The organism is Anaerosinus sp. (genome assembly GCF_965318445.1).
Genome location: NZ_CBDNNH010000010.1, coordinates 13,491 through 29,703, shown reverse-complemented (window position 1 = coordinate 29,703; position 16,213 = coordinate 13,491). Strand labels below are relative to the sequence as shown.

Sequence of the window (16,213 nt, the reverse complement as noted above, 5' to 3'; positions counted from 1 at the left end):
TCGGAAAAAAATTTATAAAACCTGCAAAAAAAATAAAAAAAGTACTTGCATTATTTAAAACAATCCGCTATAATAATAAATGTTCCTTCCTTGATAGCTCAGTTGGTAGAGCAATCGGCTGTTAACCGATCGGTCGTAGGTTCGAGTCCTACTCAAGGAGCCATGGCGCGTTGGTCAAGTGGTTAAGACACCGCCCTTTCACGGCGGCTTCACGGGTTCGAATCCCGTACGCGTCACCAATTTTATATGGGCGATTAGCTCAGCTGGGAGAGCGCCTGCCTTACAAGCAGGATGTCAGCAGTTCGATCCTGTTATCGCCCACCATACTAAGAAATATTACCCTCATCTTTGATGAGGGTTTTGTTTTTATATAGTTTAGAAATTAAAGAAGGTGAAACAAAGTGACCGTTTTAAAACGATATTGTTTGTTTATATGTGGAATTTTCTTTATGGCATTAGGCATTGCTTTAATTATTCAAAGTTTCTTGGGAACATCGCCGATTTCAAGTGTACCTTATATCTTAAGCTTTCGTTATCCGATTACTTTAGGTGGTTTTACATTCATTGTTAATATGCTTTTTATTATAGGGCAAATATTTATTTTACGACGGCAGTTTCAGTACATTCAATTTTTGCAGATTCCAATGACGCTAATTTTTAGTTGTTTTATAGATCTGGCGATGCTTTTATTTTCTCTGATACAGCCAGAAAATTACTTATTTAAATTATTATTATTGTTTATTGGCTGCGCTTTGTTGGGATTAGGAGTCACGTTGCAGGTAATTGGCAATGTAGTTATGATGTCAGGCGAAGGCTTAGTAAATGCGATTGCAATGCAGTGGAAGTTTAATTTTGGTTATACAAAAATCGCTTTTGATGTTTCACTTGTAATTATAGCGCTTACGTTATCTTTGATTTACTTTGGCGAAATTCATGGGATTCGGGAAGGTACGGTGATTTCCGCTTTTTTGGTAGGTAGCATGGTAAGAGTTTATTTACCGAGGCTTAGTTATCCTGATGAACATGGCAATTTAATTTTTTGTTTGCCATTTTTCAAAAAAAGATTAAATGTAAAATAAATTCTAAATTGCATAGAATAAAAGCAAGCCTTTTGTTTTTTCTACTTACGGTATATAATAATTACATTGTAAAAGACGGAAAGAGGGATAAATACATGGATAGAAATTCGCAATGTTGGTGTGGAAGTGGGAAAAAATACAAAAAATGTCACTTGGAATTTGATGAAAAGATAATGAGTATAAAACTGGATTTTTATAAAGGTCAAATTCGCCCACCTCATACAATTATAAAGACACCAACCGATATTGAAGGAATAAAAAAAAGTGCGGTCATTAATGATGCAGCATTAGATTTAGTTGCAGAGCATATGAAAGTTGGCGTTGATACAGAGATGCTAAATCAATTGGCTCATGAATATATTGTTTCACAAGGTGGCATTCCGGCTTGCTTAAATTACGAAGGATATCCAAAGAGTATTTGTGTTTCAATTAATGATGTTGTATGTCACGGAATTCCATCTAAAGATACAATTTTAAAAGATGGTGATATTGTCAACGTGGATATCACAACGATTTACAATGGATATTATGCGGATGCATCAAGAATGTTTATGATTGGCAATGTAAGTGAAGAGGCTGAAAAATTGGTTCGTGTAGCACGTGAATGTATGATAAAAGGAATTGAAGCTATTCGTCCATGGGGATTTTTGGGAGATATTGGTGCAGCTGTACAATTACATGCGCATGCGCATGGTTATTCAGTAGTAACGGATTTAGGAGGACATGGGATTGGAAAGAAATTCCATGAAGAACCATTTGTACCTCATGTTGGTGAAGCTGGAACAGGAATGCTTCTTGTACCAGGTATGGTATTAACGGTTGAACCAATGATTAATACAGGAAAATATGCTGTTTATATAGATAAAAATGATGATTGGACTGTTTATACAAAAGATCACTCGCTATCTGCACAGTGGGAACACACCGTTTTAATTACTGATGATGGTGTAGAAATTTTAGCAAAATAAATCATTTTAAAAATTATTGAAATATCTTTAAAAATTGTGTTGACAATCTATTTGTTTATATATATAATATTACAAGTAAAGCACGTGACTCTGTAGCTCAGTTGGATTAGAGTATTTGACTACGAATCAAAGGGTCGCAGGTTCGAGTCCTGCCAGGGTCACCATTTATTTATAAAGAAGTTGACATAAAGTTATTGCTTTGTTATAATAAATGACGGTTTACAGCAGTTTTTATGGTGGCTATGGTGAAGCGGTTAACACGCCGGATTGTGGCTCCGGTATTCGTGGGTTCGAGACCCACTAGTCACCCCATAAAATACTGGGGCATAGCCAAGTTGGTAAGGCACGGGACTTTGACTCCCGCATGCGTTGGTTCGAGTCCAGCTGCCCCAGCCATTTTGATCCACTAGCTCAGTCGGTAGAGCACCTGACTTTTAATCAGGGTGTCCCGCGTTCGAGTCGCGGGTGGATCACCATTTATGAGATAGAAGTCCTTTAACACATAGGTTAGAGGGCTTTTTTGCTATTTTATTATCATAAAGGAATTTGAAATGGAAAAGAAAAAAGGAATTTTAATTACAAGTTTTGGATCTGCAAATTTAAACGCACATTCATTATTGAATGATTTTGTTAAACAAGTAGAATTGAATTTTTCAGATGCAGTTGTCAAAAACGCTTTTACTTCAGTATTTATTTCTAAAAAGCTTAACGACAAAGGAATTACTGTTAAAAGTGTTCAGGAATGTTTAGAAGACTTTGCACAAGCAGGTATTTTAGATGTTGTTATACAGCCAACAAATTTGGCGACAGGAAAAGAGTATGAAGAGAAAATTGTTAAAGTTGCAGAAAAAATGAGGCGGATTTTTAACAGTTTAAAAATTGGAAAACCATTAATGTATGTTGGAACTGCGAGCGAAAATGAAGTGAATTATACTTTATTAGCCCTTGCACTACAAAAGCAGTTTAAGAATTTCGATGATTGTGAATTTGTTTTCATGGGGCATGGTGTAAAAAATCGGTGCTTACAAGAATATAAATTATTGCAATCAACATTTAATAAAATGAAGCTTCCTGTATTTATTGGGTTAATGGAGGAATGTTTTAGTCTTGAGCATATAGTAGAGTGTTTGGCGGTAAAGTCTAAAGGCAGGAGAATTATCCTCATGCCTTTATTATTTATTGCAGGTGGACATGTAGAACAGGAATTGCTGACTGATGATAAAAGTTCATGGAAAAATAGATTAAAACAGGCGGGGTATGAGGTGGAAGTTTATCCGCATGGAATTTGTGAAAATAGAGAGGTACAAGAGATTTACATAGGGAAAATTAAGAAATTGTTATAGTCTTTATTGACAGTGGTATTCATTAATGGTATTATTGGACACGAATCGATTCAATTGTAAAATTAAATAAAAGAAACAGGTGTCCGCAAGGACTTAATAGGGAAGTTGGTTGAATGCCAACGCGGTCCCGCCACTGTAATAGGGAGCAAACTCAAAAATGTCACTGGAAATAATTCTGGGAAGGCTGAGTGAGCGATGAACTAGAGCCAGGAGAACTGCCTGTTTAACATCACCGTTATACCTACGAGCGATAGGGAGGGGGATTCGTCAGTCTTATATTTATTACTGAATATGATGAACCTTTTCTATGCGAAGTAGAAAAGGTTTTTATTTTTCTAAAGATGAAAATATGGGAGGATTTTATGAAAACTTTATTATGTGGAGTAATGGCAGTTGTTTTTTCTGTTTCAGCGGTATTTATGACGGGAGCTTCTGTTGCACAGGCAAATAGTAAAAAAGCTTTAGTTGTTGTAAGTTTTGGTACTACTTTTGAGGAAGCTAGACAAAATGATATTGAGGGGATTGAAAATGCATTAAAGAAGGCTTTCCCTGATCGTGAGTTTAGAAGAGCGTTTACATCTAAAATAGTAATGAAACGTATGTTAGAAAACCAAGGAATTAAAGTAAATGATTTAGAAACAACATTAAAAGAATTAAAAGCAGAAGGATATGAAGATATTTTAATTCAGCCAACGCATTTGATTCATGGAGAAGAATACGAAGGAAAAGTTTTAGGAACAGTTAGCAAATTTGAAAAGGAGTTTGCTAAAGTTTCCGTGGGAAAACCTTTGATGACTGACGAAAAAGATTATGCAATTGTGGCTGCTGCTTTAGCAACACAATTCCCAGCTTTAGAAAAAGATGAAGCTGTCATTTTCATGGGGCATGGATCGCCGCGTGATAATAATAAGTCATTTGGCAACACTTATAAAACATTACAAGCTGCATTTGATGCTGAAAAAATGTCTGTTTTAATTGGTGTTGTTGAAGAAGTTGACCATCCAAATTTTGAAGACATGTATGCGATGTTTAAAGAACGTGGATATAAATCTGCAGTATTTATGCCATTGATGGTAGTGTCTGGTGATCATGCCAATAATGATATGGCTGGTGATGAAGAAGATTCTTGGAAATCTATGATTGAAAAGGATGGTTATAAAACTAAAGTTCAATTTGGTGGAATTGGACGTAACGTGGCAATTCAAGCAATTTATGTAGAACATGCTCTTGAAGCTTTGAAATAATAAAATATTAAAATATATGAAAAGATATGCATTAAGGGTGCATATCTTTTCATATATTTAATCTAGTTAAAGACTTTAGTTATGAGACGAACTGTCGATAAAGTTCACTTATAAAAAATTTTTTCAAGTGTTAAATCCTTGGGATTTGTAAGATATTTAATAATTTCTACTAAAACGACAAGGAAAATCCACTTTTATATAGTATTTCTACTTATAGGGTATTTTTTGATACGTTTAATATGTATACAAAATACGAAGAAAGGTGGGGTTTTTATGAATGGAGAGCCAGTAACAACAAATCCCTTTTTAATCATGTTAATTAACATGACCATTGTATTCGGCGTTTTATGGTTGCTTGGATGTATGATTAAGTTTATTCATTTTATTGATCCGACGAAGAAAAAAAACACGGAAAAAATTATTCCGACTGCACCTATGCAGCCAGCGACTGTTGTTGTTTCTGAAGATGATTTACCAGATAAATTACAGGAAAAAGAGTTGGTTGCAGTTATTACCACAGCAATTATGGCGTATGGGTATCGCGACGTGAGAATTACCTCGATAAAAGAGATACACGATTAACTTTATTGAAGTAAAAAGAATTATTTACAGGAGGTATAAATAAATGGAAGCATTTAGTATTGCGTTGCAGTCAGTTTGGGCGAATAGTGGATATGCCGGGTTTAGTATAGGCAATGGCATCATGATTTTAGTTGGTATTCTTTTATTGTATTTAGCGTTTGGCAAAAAATTTGAGCCATTATTATTAGGTCCAATTGCATTTGGCTGTCTTTTAGCAAATATACCCAAGACTGGTTTTGATGTTGAGCCTGGTGTCATGCAGGCGATTTCTTACGGAATTCAATATGAAATCTTTCCACCGTTGATTTTCTTAGGTGTAGGTGCAATGACAGATTTTGGGCCGCTCCTTGCAAATCCCAAAATGTTATTACTAGGTGCAGCAGCACAATTTGGTGTTTTTGCGGCTTTAGCAAGTGCAATGTTCTTTGGGTTTACTGTACAAGAAGCATCTGCGATTGGGATTATTGGTGGGGCAGATGGTCCTACAGCAATTTATATGACAATTAAATTAGCGCCTCATCTGTTAGGTGCAATTGCTGTCGCCGCATATTCATATATGTCGTTAGTTCCACTCATTCAGCCGCCAATTATGAAACTTTTAACAACAGAAAAAGAACGTGCGGTACAAATGGGACAATTACGTGAAGTAACTAAATTTGAACGTATTGCATTTCCTGTAGTATCTACGATTGTAATTAGTTTATTATTACCACCAATTACTTCATTGATTGGTATGCTTATGCTTGGAAATTTATTTAGAGAATCTGGAGTAACAGACAGATTGTCAGATACAGCGCAGAATTCTTTAATTAATATTGTAACAATTTTCTTAGCGACAGGAACTGGACTTACGATGTCAGCAGAAAATTTCTTACATATACAAACAATAAAAATTATCGGGTTAGGTTTATTTGCTTTTGCAGTTGGTACAGCATCTGGAGTTCTTTTAGGTAAAGTTATGTACTGGACAAGTGGAGGAAAAATTAATCCATTAGTTGGTGCAGCGGGCGTTTCAGCTGTTCCAATGGCAGCGCGAGTATGTCAAGTTGTTGGTCAAAAGGCGAATCCATCCAATTATTTGTTAATGCATGCAATGGGGCCTAATGTTGCTGGTGTAATCGGAACTGCTGTTGCAGCAGGAACTATGTTGGCTATGTTCAAATAATGTGGTATGCTATAATAGCATATTTGGTTAGGTAAGTTAGGAGGATAACGAATGTCAGGAATTTTTTATGGTATCGGCGTTGGGCCTGGGGATCCAGAATTATTAACGGTGAAGGCAATCAATGCGATTAAAGAAGTCGATATCATTATTGCACCAAAAACTGAAAAAAAAGAGGATAGTGTAGCACTTTCTATTGCTAGGCCATATCTTCGTGATGATGTAGAAATTGTAAAACAAGTTTTCCCAATGGTAGTCAACTTTGAGAAATCACCTGAAGCGTGGGAAAATAACAAAAATGAAATTTTAGCATTACTAAAAGCCGGTAAAAAGGTTGCTTTTTTAACTTTAGGTGACCCAATGTTTTATAGTACATATATTTATGTTTTTAGATTGTTAGAAAACGAAGGGTATCCAATTGAAACAATTCCAGGAATACCAGCTTTTTGCGCGATAGGGAGTAAACTTGGTTATCCTCTAGTTGAAGGTAATGATATTTTAACGATTATTCCAGCAACAGCAGAAGAAGCTAAAGTAAAACAGGCAATTGCTGTATCTGATAATGTAGTTTTGATGAAAGTATATAAGAATTTCTCTGAAATCGTAGATTGTTTAACAGAGAATCAGTTAACGGATAAAGCGGTTATGATTAGTCGTTGTGGATTGCCGGAAGAAGAAATTATTCATGATTTAGAAAAAGCGAAAGATAAAAAAGTTAATTACTTATCGACTATTTTATCTCGTCGTAGATAGTTTTCTCAGCTTCATCTGGAATTATGTTCCACGTGAAGCTGAGTTTATTTTAAGGTAAAAGAAGAGGAAAAGATTTATATGAGAAAGTTTAAATATAGAAGTCTCTTTATTCTTGCCATTGTGATTGCTTTATCGATTATAGCTGGATGTGGCAATCAAAAACAGCAGATGGATACTGCTGATTCAGCGGAGAATAAAATAACGGTTATTGATGATTTAAATCGAAGCGTATTCATTGATAAATATCCTAAAAAAATCGTAGCATTATCACCGTCTTTTTTAGAAATTCTTAGTGAAGTTGACGCAGAGCTCATTGGCAGACCAAGCTCGAAATCTAATGTTCCCGAAAATTTCAAAGCAATAGAAGAAGTTGGCGCTGTTTATCAGATTAATATTGAAAAAGTTGTCGGGCTTCAGCCTGATTTAGTCATAGCTTATGAAGGTATGCATAATAAATTTATTCCAATCTTAGAATCAAATCATATTCCGGTGATTGTATTAAAAATGAAAACATATGAAGATGTAATAGATAAAATTCAATTATTAGGGAAAGTTGTTGGAAATGAAGCTAAGGGACAAGCATTGGTTGAAAAAATGCAAAAAGAAGTGAAAAATATTGTTGATAAAGTTCCAAAGGAAAGCAAACGAGTGGCAATTCTTCATTCTACAGCTAAAAGTGTAACCGTAGAACTGGATAGTAGTATAGCTGGGTCTACTGCAAAGATGTTTGGTTTTAAAAATGTTGCTACAGGTAGCAAAGCTTTAGAAAGTGATCCTGACTCTACTCCATATAGTTTAGAAAAATTAGTAGAAAGTAACCCAGAAGTTATTTTTGTTGTTACTATGGGTGAACTAGAGGCGATAAAAAAACGAATGTTAGAAGATGTAGAAAGTAATCCTGCTTGGAATTCTTTAGAAGCGGTAAAGAATAAAAAGATATATTTCTTGCCACAAGAGTTATTTTTACTTAATCCAAGTATTCACTATCCAGAAGCAGTTCATAGGATGGCTAAATTAGTATATCCAGAGGTATTTATGAATGGAGAATAATCCAATACATGAAAATGAATATAAAAAGTTTGGGATTCCAATTAAAGTATGGCGGATATCTGTTCTCATTTTATTTACGATATTAATGCTTGGAGGAATTATGATCAGCTTGATTAAAGGAGCTGTAGATATTTCTTATCAATCTATTTATCAAGCATTATTTAGTGGGATAGTAGGAACAAATGAGCAAATTATTTATAATATTCGATTGCCGCGAACAATTGTTGGACTTTTAGTAGGAATGAATTTAGCATTATCGGGAGCAATTTTACAAGCGATTATGCGAAATCCATTAGCTGATCCACATATCATTGGGATCTCATCAGGCGCAGGACTCGCAGGAGTTACAATTATGATTCTATTTCCGGCAATGGAATATTTGATTACACCTGTAGCTTTTATTGGTGCAATGCTCGCAGCCGTTTGTATTTATATCTTAGCTTGGAAAGGTGGAATCAGGCCCGTTCGTATTATTCTGGCTGGCGTAGCAGTTTCGGCTTTTCTTGGTTCGGGAATATCTGCATTGATGATTTTTTATAGTGACAGAGTCCATGGAGCTTTGATGTGGATGGTTGGAGGTCTCGCAGCGCGTAGCTGGCCGCATGTCGATATTATTCTTCCTTATGCTATTATTGGTTTTCTTCTTGCTTTCTTCGGTGCGAAATATCTTAATATTTTGCAGCTAGGTGATGAGATTGCTCGTGGACTAGGTGTTAACGTGGAATTAACACGTATTCTGATGACTGCGGTAGCAGCGCTTTTAGCGGCAAGTGCAGTAAGTGTTGTTGGTTTATTAGGTTTTGTTGGATTAGTTGTTCCACACGCAGCTAGATTGATTATCGGGTCTGATTATCGGTACCTGGTTCCTGCTTCGGCATTATTAGGAATGTCGGTAGTTACATTTAGTGATACGTTTGCACGTACGGCATTCGCTCCAATAGAATTACCGGTAGGGATTATTATGGCGTTTATTGGTGCTCCTTTCTTTTTGTTTTTATTAAGGAGAGAGTTGTAATGAAAATTTTAAAAGGTGAACATATTACAGTAGAAATAAATGAAAAGGTTATTTTAAAAGACATATCAGTACAAATAGAACGGGGCAAACGAACCGCTATTATTGGGCCTAACGGATCCGGAAAAAGCACGTTATTAAAAGCCTTATCAGGTTTGATAAAGTGTAAGTCAGGCTCTATATCTTTTATGGAAGAAGACATTAAAAAAATGGGTAGGAGAGAATTGGCGCAAAAAATGGCAATTTTACCGCAGGCACCCCAAGTTCCGGCTGATGTAACGGTAAAAGATTTAGTTGAATACGGACGCTTTCCGCATCGGAAGTGGTGGGCTAAGTCAGAATTTGACGAAAAGGATACTGTAGAGTGGGCGTTAAAACAAACGGGAATTCTTTCTTTGCAAAATAGATTCGTAAATACTTTGTCGGGTGGAGAAAGACAACGTGCTTGGATTGCAATGGCACTAGCACAGCAACCGTCTTTATTAATGCTTGACGAACCGACTACGTATTTAGATATTTCACATCAATTAGAAGTGATGAATATTATTAGCGAACTAAATAAAAAAAATGGGATTTCTATTGTTATGGTATTACATGATATTAATCATGCCATGCAATTTGCTGATGAAATTATCATTGTGAAAGATGGAAAAATTGAAGGACAGGGCAGTCCAGAAGATGTAATTGATGTAAATATGTTTGAACGAGTATTTGGAGTAACAGCAGAGGTCTTTAAAAATAAGGCTGGAAAGTATATCTTTATGCCTATACAATTAGAAAAATCGTAAAATAGCTGTTGATTTTTTTATTTAGAGGAGTAAAATAAATAGTGAATTCGGGGTGTAGCACAGTTTGGTAGCGCGCATCGTTCGGGACGATGAGGTCGCAGGTTCGAATCCTGTCACCCCGACCACCATGAATTCCAGGGACTTGGCAGTGTGCCAAGTCCCTTTTTTGATGAAATAATGTAGTTGAGTGATTGCTGCTTTTTACAATCTCTTCATATGATTTGTATAGCATCATAAAATGATAAAGATTATCTGTATCATCAGATTATATGTTGGATTCTTCATAAATTATTGTTTACATGAATAAGATATTTCAAATAGGTGTTTATGTATTGGAGGATATTTATGGGGTATTATGTTAGTGCTGCAGAAGATATAAAAATTTATGTGGAAGATTTGAACCCAGAAGGGAGAAAGACAATTCTATTTGTTCATGGTTGGCCGGGAAGTCATAAATTGTTTGAATATCAATTCGATTGTTTACCAAAGCTGGGATATAGGTGTATCGGGATCGATACCAGGGGATTTGGAAATTCTGATAAGCCTTGGACGGGGTATGATTATAATACATTGGCTGATGATATTTGGTATGTTATTAATGCATTAGAATTAAAGGATATTATACTGGCAGGACACTCAACAGGAGGCGCAATTGCTATTCGATACATGGCTCGGCATCAGAGTAATGGTGTATCAAAGCTGGCTCTATTTGCAGCAGCAGCACCCAGTCTGATTAAACGCCCGAACTTCCCGTATGGATTGGATAAGGAAATCGTTGTACAATTGATTCATCAAACAGATGCAGATCGACCTAAAATGCTTCAGGATTTTGGCAATATTTTTTTCTTTCAACATATTACACAAGCTTTCTCAGAATGGTTCTTTCAGTTAGGATTACAGGCAGCTGGATGGGCCACTGCGGCGATTGCAAATATGTGGATTCGTGAGGTTTTATTTTCTGATCTTGAAACAATTACGGTTCCAACTTTAATTATTCATGGTATTCATGATCAAGTTGTTCCTTTTCAACTTGGTGAAATACAGAGCAAAAGTATCAAAAGTTCAAGGCTAGTACCATTTTATTATAGTGGTCATGCAGCATTTTATGATGAAAAGGACAGATTTAATGAAGAGTTGGTAAAGTTTGTTGAAGTGTAAACTTACCTGTAAATAAAAATAAGCCATTCATAAAGTATTATATAAGATACTTTATGAATGGCTTTTCGTTGTTTCGGATACTCTTAGTTTAATGTTTCATTATCTGTAGCGCTTAAGAGTTCGACGATGGTAATATCATTTTCTTTATTTAAATCGATAAAATCCCCCGTATTTGACTGAACGATTGGTAATGACGAAATTCTAGTTTCATCAATATAAATAATTTTCACTTTCATTCCATTGCTTAACTTTGCCCAATTTCCAATCATAGCATGACATACATTTTTGATAAATAAAACGCAATAATGTGTATCTAGTTTATTCGTCATTTCATTAGATAGTTCGGTAAAAATGTCGAAAGGATTCTTTTTACCAGCGTAAACTTTATTGGATGCCATTGCATCATAAATATCTGCTATGGCAATAATTTTAGCAAATTTATGAATTTTATCTGCTGTTACGCCTAGAGGATATCCAGAACCATCCAAACGTTCATGATGTTGCAATACCCCTAATAGGATATCCTTATTTTCAAAAAGTTTAGTATGTTGGAGGATGTCGAAGCCTTTTTTGGAATGCTGTTTAACTTCTTTAAATTCGATCGGTGTTAATTTTCCTGGTTTATTTAAAAGTTCTTTATCTATTTGTGTCTTGCCTATATCGTGTAGTAAACCGGCAATAATTAAATTATGTAGTTCTTGTTTAGGCAGATGTAGCCAACGTCCTAATACTCCGGATAAAATTGCGACATTAATACTATGGTGCAATAGATAATATCCGTCTCTAGAAAGGTTATGTAAATGCGTAATTGCTTTGAATCCATCAGAAAGTTTGAAAAAATGATGGTTAACAAGTTGTGCTAATAAATGTTGATTAATATTTCCTGTATATCGAGAAATTGAAAATAATTGTTTTAATGCATCAAATACTACATAATAAGATTCAACAAAATCTTGATCGATTACATAGGCATCTAATGTTGCAGCAACTTTGATTTTAGGCGTAGAGAATTTTATGTTTTCGATAGGTTTACCTGAATCTTCTGGAAGTGCTTCGGCAATCGTAACAAAGCTTACAAAATAAGTTGCTAAGGCATCAATTATTTGCTTGGTTAAAATGGTCCCTTTCGTAATAAGTTCTCTCTCAAAGTGGTCATGAATAGTTTTTCCTACAATCATTCCAGCTTTTAGTTCTGCTAAAGGATATCTCTTTAATATTATTTGCGACATTGTTCCTCTCCTTAATGTAGATTCGAGAATAGAACGAAAAATATAATTAGTTAAAAATTCTATTTTTAAGAATAATTTTCCTGCTATAATCTGATAGAATATAGCAGATTTTTTATGTTTTAGGGAGGACTTTATTCCTATTTTTTAAATTCAATTTTAATTAGATCGGATAGTTTCTGAAGTGAATAAGTTAAATCGTCTATATTAGCATATGCATATGAAATGCGCAAATTAGTATTACTTAGATTATCGTAAAGATTTCCTGGATTGATCAAAATATGATAAGAGAGAGCGAATTTAAATATCTTATACATTGATATCGGCTTATTTATTTTTAACCATATGTAAAATCCTCCTTTGGGAATTGTCCATGAGGCGATTTGGGAAAAGTATTTCGTTAAGAGATTAAGAACAATTTTTTGACGATTAGCTAAAGTTATCCGAAGTTTTTGCAAATGCATTTCATGGGAACGTGAAGCAAACCATTCGGCAGCTACCCATTGCGAAAGACAACTAGAGCCATAGTCATTTTGCATTTTTATATCAGCAAGTTTGTTAACTACAGGTTCAGGTCCGACGATCCACCCGATGCGAAGTCCAGCTCCAACTGATTTAGATAAGCTATCGATATAGATGACATTTCCTGTTTTGTCCATTGCTTTTAATGGTAATGGAGGAGGCTCATGTAGCCATAACTCATGATAAACATCGTCTTCAACAATAGGCAATTGGATTTGTTTACAGGTAGCAAGCAGTTTTTTTCGTCTCTGCTGGGACATTAAAATACCGGTTGGATTATGAAAGGTAGGGATTGTATAGAGAAGCGTATGAGGATTTGCTTTATGCTGATACCGTAAAGCGTCGATATCAATCCCTTCTTCATCTAAAGGAATTTCTGAAAACTTAGCTTTAATTGTCTTGAGCATTTTTAGCGAAGATAAATAAGAAGGCTGTTCAAGAAAAAGTTGAGAATTTTGTGGGAGTAAGCCAAAAAGAATTAGTTGTAATGCTTGTAAAGCGCCAGAAACAATTAATATTGAGTTAGGCGATGCTTGAATTCCGAGTGTTTTAAGATGAATACTAATCTGTTGCCGTAAATAAAATAATCCTTTAGGTTCTTCATATCCGAAATTATCTATTTTAGCTGCAGTGCATTTTATTAATTCGCATAATGTCTTAGTCGGAAGTAGTGATTGGGATAACTCACCTGTTCCCAAGCGAATAATATTTTTTTTAAATTCAAGCGAATTAATTTCTTGAATAAGCGGAAGATTTGAAAGATGGGAATTTTCATTTAGGTACTCTTGCCAGTCTATCAACGGAGTATGGGAAAATTTAGACCATGTATTGTTAGATACCCAAACACCACTACCAACTTTGCTCGTTACGAGCCCCTCAGCAATTAATTCGTCAATTGCAATTCGGATGGTACTTCGATTTACTCGAAATTTTGCAGCTAAATCTCGTTGAGAGGGTAGTTTTGTATGAACGGAAAGCTCCCCGTTTAATATTCTACTTTTTAAATGAAGATAAATTTGGCGATATAGAGAAAGTTTATCATGTTTGACAGGAATCCATTGACTTTCAATCATAAATCTCAACTACCTTTTTACTCTAAGTATAACAATTGGATGGTATAAAAACAAACCAATTGGATGGAGACATGGAAAGATAGGTTCTTTATAATAAAGTAGATGTAATTCAGCTGGAACACTTATTCTATTTGAATCACGTCATCTCTATCCAGAAATTAAGCCATTCTTAGACTCAAGCTTATAGAAGTGAAAAGTCTCAGAGCTGATTAGTTATCGGATAAAGAAAAGCTTTAGTTAAGGAGATTGAAAATGATTGCATTTGTTCATGGTTTTTGTTTAGCTTTAGGTTTAATTTTACCTTTGGGGGTACAAAATTTATTTGTTTTTCAGCAAGGAATTGTCCAAAGAAAACTGTTATATGCAATTCCTGTAGCTGTAACGGCGGCAATTTGTGATACTATACTTATTATTTTATCAGTTAGCGGAGTATCTATGGTTTTTATACATTTTTGTGTATTAAAAAATTGTTTGTTAGTATGCGGGATATTATTTTTACTTTATATGGGATATATCAATTGGCGAAATTGTGGTGATTTGCAAGGTGTGAATGTAAAAGCATTTTTGCCTAAGCAGCAGATTGTTTTTGCTATGTCTGTATCTTTTCTTAATCCATATGCTTTTTTAGACATTATAGGAGTGATTGGTACAAGTTCTTTACAGTATGAAAATGAAGAAAAAATGTTGTTTACATTTGCATGTATCTTGGTTTCTTGGATATGGTTTTTTTCGCTTGCATTTGCAGGGCGATGTTTGGGGGCTGCCGATAACTTAGGAAATAAAATAAAAATAATAAATAAAATATCATCTCTTTTTATTTGGGGAACAGCTTTAATGTTGATATATAATTTAATTTTAAATAGTAAATTATTGTAAGATGCTAGATAAACAAGGCTAATTGGATTTCGGTATCTACCAAATGAAGGATTTTATATTTATTTAGAGAAATAGATAAATTAAAATTACTGCAAGGAGGACTTTTTATGAATGATTTTTCACGTATTTTAGTTCCTGTGGATGGATCAGAAATTTCTGAACGGGCGGCACAAAAAGCGATAAACTTGGCTCAGTTGAGTGAAGGGACGATTGATTTCTTATATGTTGCAAATATTACAGGGATTACCGGTGGAAATCATTTAAAAAGTGATTTAAATCTACCAGCTGAAGTTTTAGAAAATTTGAAAGCCTCTGGGAAAAAAGTTCTTGAAAGAGTGGTAAAAAATGTACCAAGAGGAATGAAAGTAAATATTCATTGCAAAACAGGGCTTCCAGCAGAAACTATTCTAGCCACAGCTTCAGAATTAAATAGTTCTCTGATTATCATGGGGTCAAGAGGTTTAAATTTAGCCGAAAGTATGTTGCTAGGAAGTGTAAGTCAGTTTTTACTAACTAGAGGACATTTTCCAGTTTTAGTTGTTAAATAAAGATTTATAGAAAAGATTAAATAAAAAAAGCAATCAATTGATTGCTTTTTTTATTTAATCTTCCTAATTCATTCTGTTATGAGGTCCATGTCCGTCTTTACGTCCACCTTGATGAAAATTACCATGTTTGCCAAAAGGTCTATCCCCATCAAAGCAATTTTTGATTTGCTCACGACATTCTTGGTATCCATTATCATCGATACCAAGTTGGGAAGCAATATCTTTCCAATGATTATTGATTTGCTTCATGCTCAATACAGATTTAATATCTTTTCCAGATTTCTCAGCTAATGCATTTGCCATCACGATATCATGTGGACGGTAGCCCTCTTTTACAAGTTGATTAAGTATAGATTTATTCATTCCTGTCGATTTTGCAATACGTTCAGACATTAATTGTTGCCTAAACTCATTCATTTGTTCTTTAGTCACGCCAAAAGAGTCAGCAACATCTCTCCAAGTATTTGTTGTAGTTTTTGCGTTCAATATATCTCCTATTTGTTTACCGCTTAATTTAGCGATAGAAGCGGCTCGATGCAAATCATGCATTTGCCAACCTTGATTGTGATAATCTAGAATGGATTGCTGGCTAATTCCAAAGCATTCTTCCATATTTTTCGCCATTTCTTTATTTGATATTTGTTGATCTCCGCCGAAGCGCGGGTGCATTGTTGGGCAATCAAAATTTTGCGCCGATTTTGCTGCAGCATTAGCGATAGATTCAGGTAAATTTGTTAAAGCAAATCCTCCAAGGGCAAATGCTCCAGCTAATGCTAGTGCAATAAATTTTTTTGTTAAAAGTTTTGTTTTTAAATTAGATACTTTCATG

Annotated in this window: 16 protein-coding genes, 8 tRNA genes and 1 riboswitch; of the genes, 21 read left to right on the top strand and 3 right to left on the bottom strand. The window is 34.8% G+C overall.

Features of this window, described 5'->3' with window-relative positions:
* Positions 1-87: 87 nt before the first annotated feature.
* The 19 genes from ACWZFG_RS04940 (at position 88) to ACWZFG_RS04850 (ending at position 11,139) form a co-directional block, all read left to right on the top strand.
* Positions 88-163, top strand: a tRNA-Asn gene (locus ACWZFG_RS04940).
* A 1-nt stretch (position 164) separates the two neighbouring features.
* Positions 165-239 (top strand) — tRNA-Glu (locus ACWZFG_RS04935).
* A 9-nt stretch (positions 240-248) separates the two neighbouring features.
* Positions 249-324, top strand: a tRNA-Val gene (locus tag ACWZFG_RS04930).
* A gap of 77 nt (positions 325-401) precedes the next feature.
* Positions 402-1,079: a YczE/YyaS/YitT family protein gene (locus ACWZFG_RS04925; protein WP_177504343.1), complete on the top strand. Its 678-nt coding sequence runs from the start codon at positions 402-404 to the stop codon at positions 1,077-1,079.
* 95 nt (positions 1,080-1,174) lie between these two features.
* Positions 1,175-2,047, top strand: a complete 873-nt coding sequence (map, locus tag ACWZFG_RS04920; protein WP_147670527.1) for a type I methionyl aminopeptidase — start codon at positions 1,175-1,177, stop codon at positions 2,045-2,047.
* Between the two features lie 86 nt (positions 2,048-2,133).
* A tRNA-Arg gene (locus ACWZFG_RS04915) sits at positions 2,134-2,211 on the top strand.
* 72 nt (positions 2,212-2,283) lie between these two features.
* Positions 2,284-2,359 (top strand) — tRNA-His (locus ACWZFG_RS04910).
* A gap of 8 nt (positions 2,360-2,367) precedes the next feature.
* Positions 2,368-2,443: transfer RNA gene (locus ACWZFG_RS04905), tRNA-Gln, on the top strand.
* 4 nt (positions 2,444-2,447) lie between these two features.
* Positions 2,448-2,523 (top strand) — tRNA-Lys (locus ACWZFG_RS04900).
* 75 nt (positions 2,524-2,598) lie between these two features.
* Positions 2,599-3,390, top strand: coding sequence for a sirohydrochlorin cobaltochelatase (locus ACWZFG_RS04895; protein ID WP_177504341.1), 792 nt, complete (start codon positions 2,599-2,601; stop codon positions 3,388-3,390).
* Between the two features lie 60 nt (positions 3,391-3,450).
* Positions 3,451-3,627: riboswitch (cobalamin riboswitch) on the top strand.
* Positions 3,628-3,752: 125 nt separating this feature from the next.
* Entirely contained in the window at positions 3,753-4,634 is an 882-nt protein-coding gene (locus tag ACWZFG_RS04890; protein ID WP_455577208.1) for a sirohydrochlorin cobaltochelatase, read from the top strand.
* 273 nt (positions 4,635-4,907) lie between these two features.
* A complete protein-coding gene (locus tag ACWZFG_RS04885; RefSeq protein ID WP_177504336.1) occupies positions 4,908-5,216 on the top strand; it encodes an OadG family protein in 309 nt (102 codons plus the stop codon).
* Between the two features lie 43 nt (positions 5,217-5,259).
* Positions 5,260-6,381 (top strand): sodium ion-translocating decarboxylase subunit beta, encoded by a 1,122-nt coding sequence (locus ACWZFG_RS04880; protein WP_177504334.1) that lies wholly within the window; start codon positions 5,260-5,262, stop codon positions 6,379-6,381.
* A gap of 51 nt (positions 6,382-6,432) precedes the next feature.
* Positions 6,433-7,131, top strand: a complete 699-nt coding sequence (gene cobI / locus ACWZFG_RS04875; protein ID WP_177504332.1) for a precorrin-2 C(20)-methyltransferase — start codon at positions 6,433-6,435, stop codon at positions 7,129-7,131.
* Positions 7,132-7,209: 78 nt separating this feature from the next.
* Positions 7,210-8,181, top strand: a complete 972-nt coding sequence (locus ACWZFG_RS04870) for an ABC transporter substrate-binding protein (RefSeq protein ID WP_455577207.1) — start codon at positions 7,210-7,212, stop codon at positions 8,179-8,181.
* A gap of 85 nt (positions 8,182-8,266) precedes the next feature.
* Complete coding sequence (locus ACWZFG_RS04865; RefSeq protein WP_309320791.1) at positions 8,267-9,196, top strand: FecCD family ABC transporter permease; 930 nt, start codon at positions 8,267-8,269, stop codon at positions 9,194-9,196.
* Positions 9,196-9,981 (top strand): ABC transporter ATP-binding protein, encoded by a 786-nt coding sequence (locus tag ACWZFG_RS04860; RefSeq protein ID WP_177504325.1) that lies wholly within the window; start codon positions 9,196-9,198, stop codon positions 9,979-9,981. The genes ACWZFG_RS04865 and ACWZFG_RS04860 overlap by 1 nt, the downstream gene beginning before the upstream one ends.
* Positions 9,982-10,029: 48 nt before the next feature.
* A tRNA-Pro gene (locus ACWZFG_RS04855) sits at positions 10,030-10,106 on the top strand.
* 220 nt (positions 10,107-10,326) lie between these two features.
* Positions 10,327-11,139: an alpha/beta fold hydrolase gene (locus tag ACWZFG_RS04850; RefSeq protein ID WP_177504323.1), complete on the top strand. Its 813-nt coding sequence runs from the start codon at positions 10,327-10,329 to the stop codon at positions 11,137-11,139.
* Between the two features lie 83 nt (positions 11,140-11,222).
* Here the strand turns inward: ACWZFG_RS04850 and ACWZFG_RS04845 are convergent, their stop codons facing one another.
* Both ACWZFG_RS04845 and ACWZFG_RS04840 read right to left on the bottom strand, forming a co-directional pair.
* Entirely contained in the window at positions 11,223-12,368 is a 1,146-nt protein-coding gene (locus ACWZFG_RS04845) for an HD domain-containing phosphohydrolase (protein WP_177504321.1), read from the bottom strand.
* 137 nt (positions 12,369-12,505) lie between these two features.
* Entirely contained in the window at positions 12,506-13,960 is a 1,455-nt protein-coding gene (locus ACWZFG_RS04840) for an aminotransferase-like domain-containing protein (RefSeq protein ID WP_455577206.1), read from the bottom strand.
* 252 nt (positions 13,961-14,212) lie between these two features.
* Between ACWZFG_RS04840 and ACWZFG_RS04835 the strand changes: the two genes are divergently transcribed.
* Positions 14,213-14,836, top strand: coding sequence for a LysE/ArgO family amino acid transporter (locus tag ACWZFG_RS04835; protein ID WP_177504316.1), 624 nt, complete (start codon positions 14,213-14,215; stop codon positions 14,834-14,836).
* Between the two features lie 107 nt (positions 14,837-14,943).
* Positions 14,944-15,384: a universal stress protein gene (locus ACWZFG_RS04830; RefSeq protein WP_455577205.1), complete on the top strand. Its 441-nt coding sequence runs from the start codon at positions 14,944-14,946 to the stop codon at positions 15,382-15,384.
* A 63-nt stretch (positions 15,385-15,447) separates the two neighbouring features.
* On the opposite strand, the gene ACWZFG_RS04825 is transcribed toward ACWZFG_RS04830, so the two are convergent.
* Positions 15,448-16,212, bottom strand: coding sequence for a hypothetical protein (locus ACWZFG_RS04825; RefSeq protein WP_455577204.1), 765 nt, complete (start codon positions 16,210-16,212; stop codon positions 15,448-15,450).
* Between the last annotated feature and the right edge of the window lies 1 nt (position 16,213).

Bases quoted from the DNA above. Each gene is read 5' to 3' on its own strand.
- map (WP_147670527.1), top strand. From the start codon at position 1,175: ATGGATAGAAATTCGCAATGTTGGTGTGGAAGTGGGAAAAAATACAAA.
- ACWZFG_RS04895 (WP_177504341.1), top strand. From the start codon at position 2,599: ATGGAAAAGAAAAAAGGAATTTTAATTACAAGTTTTGGATCTGCAAAT.
- ACWZFG_RS04890 (WP_455577208.1), top strand. From the start codon at position 3,753: ATGAAAACTTTATTATGTGGAGTAATGGCAGTTGTTTTTTCTGTTTCA.
- ACWZFG_RS04885 (WP_177504336.1), top strand. From the start codon at position 4,908: ATGAATGGAGAGCCAGTAACAACAAATCCCTTTTTAATCATGTTAATT.
- ACWZFG_RS04880 (WP_177504334.1), top strand. From the start codon at position 5,260: ATGGAAGCATTTAGTATTGCGTTGCAGTCAGTTTGGGCGAATAGTGGA.
- cobI (WP_177504332.1), top strand. From the start codon at position 6,433: ATGTCAGGAATTTTTTATGGTATCGGCGTTGGGCCTGGGGATCCAGAA.
- ACWZFG_RS04870 (WP_455577207.1), top strand. From the start codon at position 7,210: ATGAGAAAGTTTAAATATAGAAGTCTCTTTATTCTTGCCATTGTGATT.
- ACWZFG_RS04865 (WP_309320791.1), top strand. From the start codon at position 8,267: ATGCTTGGAGGAATTATGATCAGCTTGATTAAAGGAGCTGTAGATATT.
- ACWZFG_RS04860 (WP_177504325.1), top strand. From the start codon at position 9,196: ATGAAAATTTTAAAAGGTGAACATATTACAGTAGAAATAAATGAAAAG.
- ACWZFG_RS04850 (WP_177504323.1), top strand. From the start codon at position 10,327: ATGGGGTATTATGTTAGTGCTGCAGAAGATATAAAAATTTATGTGGAA.
- ACWZFG_RS04845 (WP_177504321.1), bottom strand. From the start codon at position 12,368: ATGTCGCAAATAATATTAAAGAGATATCCTTTAGCAGAACTAAAAGCT.
- ACWZFG_RS04840 (WP_455577206.1), bottom strand. From the start codon at position 13,960: ATGATTGAAAGTCAATGGATTCCTGTCAAACATGATAAACTTTCTCTA.
- ACWZFG_RS04835 (WP_177504316.1), top strand. From the start codon at position 14,213: ATGATTGCATTTGTTCATGGTTTTTGTTTAGCTTTAGGTTTAATTTTA.
- ACWZFG_RS04830 (WP_455577205.1), top strand. From the start codon at position 14,944: ATGAATGATTTTTCACGTATTTTAGTTCCTGTGGATGGATCAGAAATT.
- ACWZFG_RS04825 (WP_455577204.1), bottom strand. From the start codon at position 16,212: ATGAAAGTATCTAATTTAAAAACAAAACTTTTAACAAAAAAATTTATT.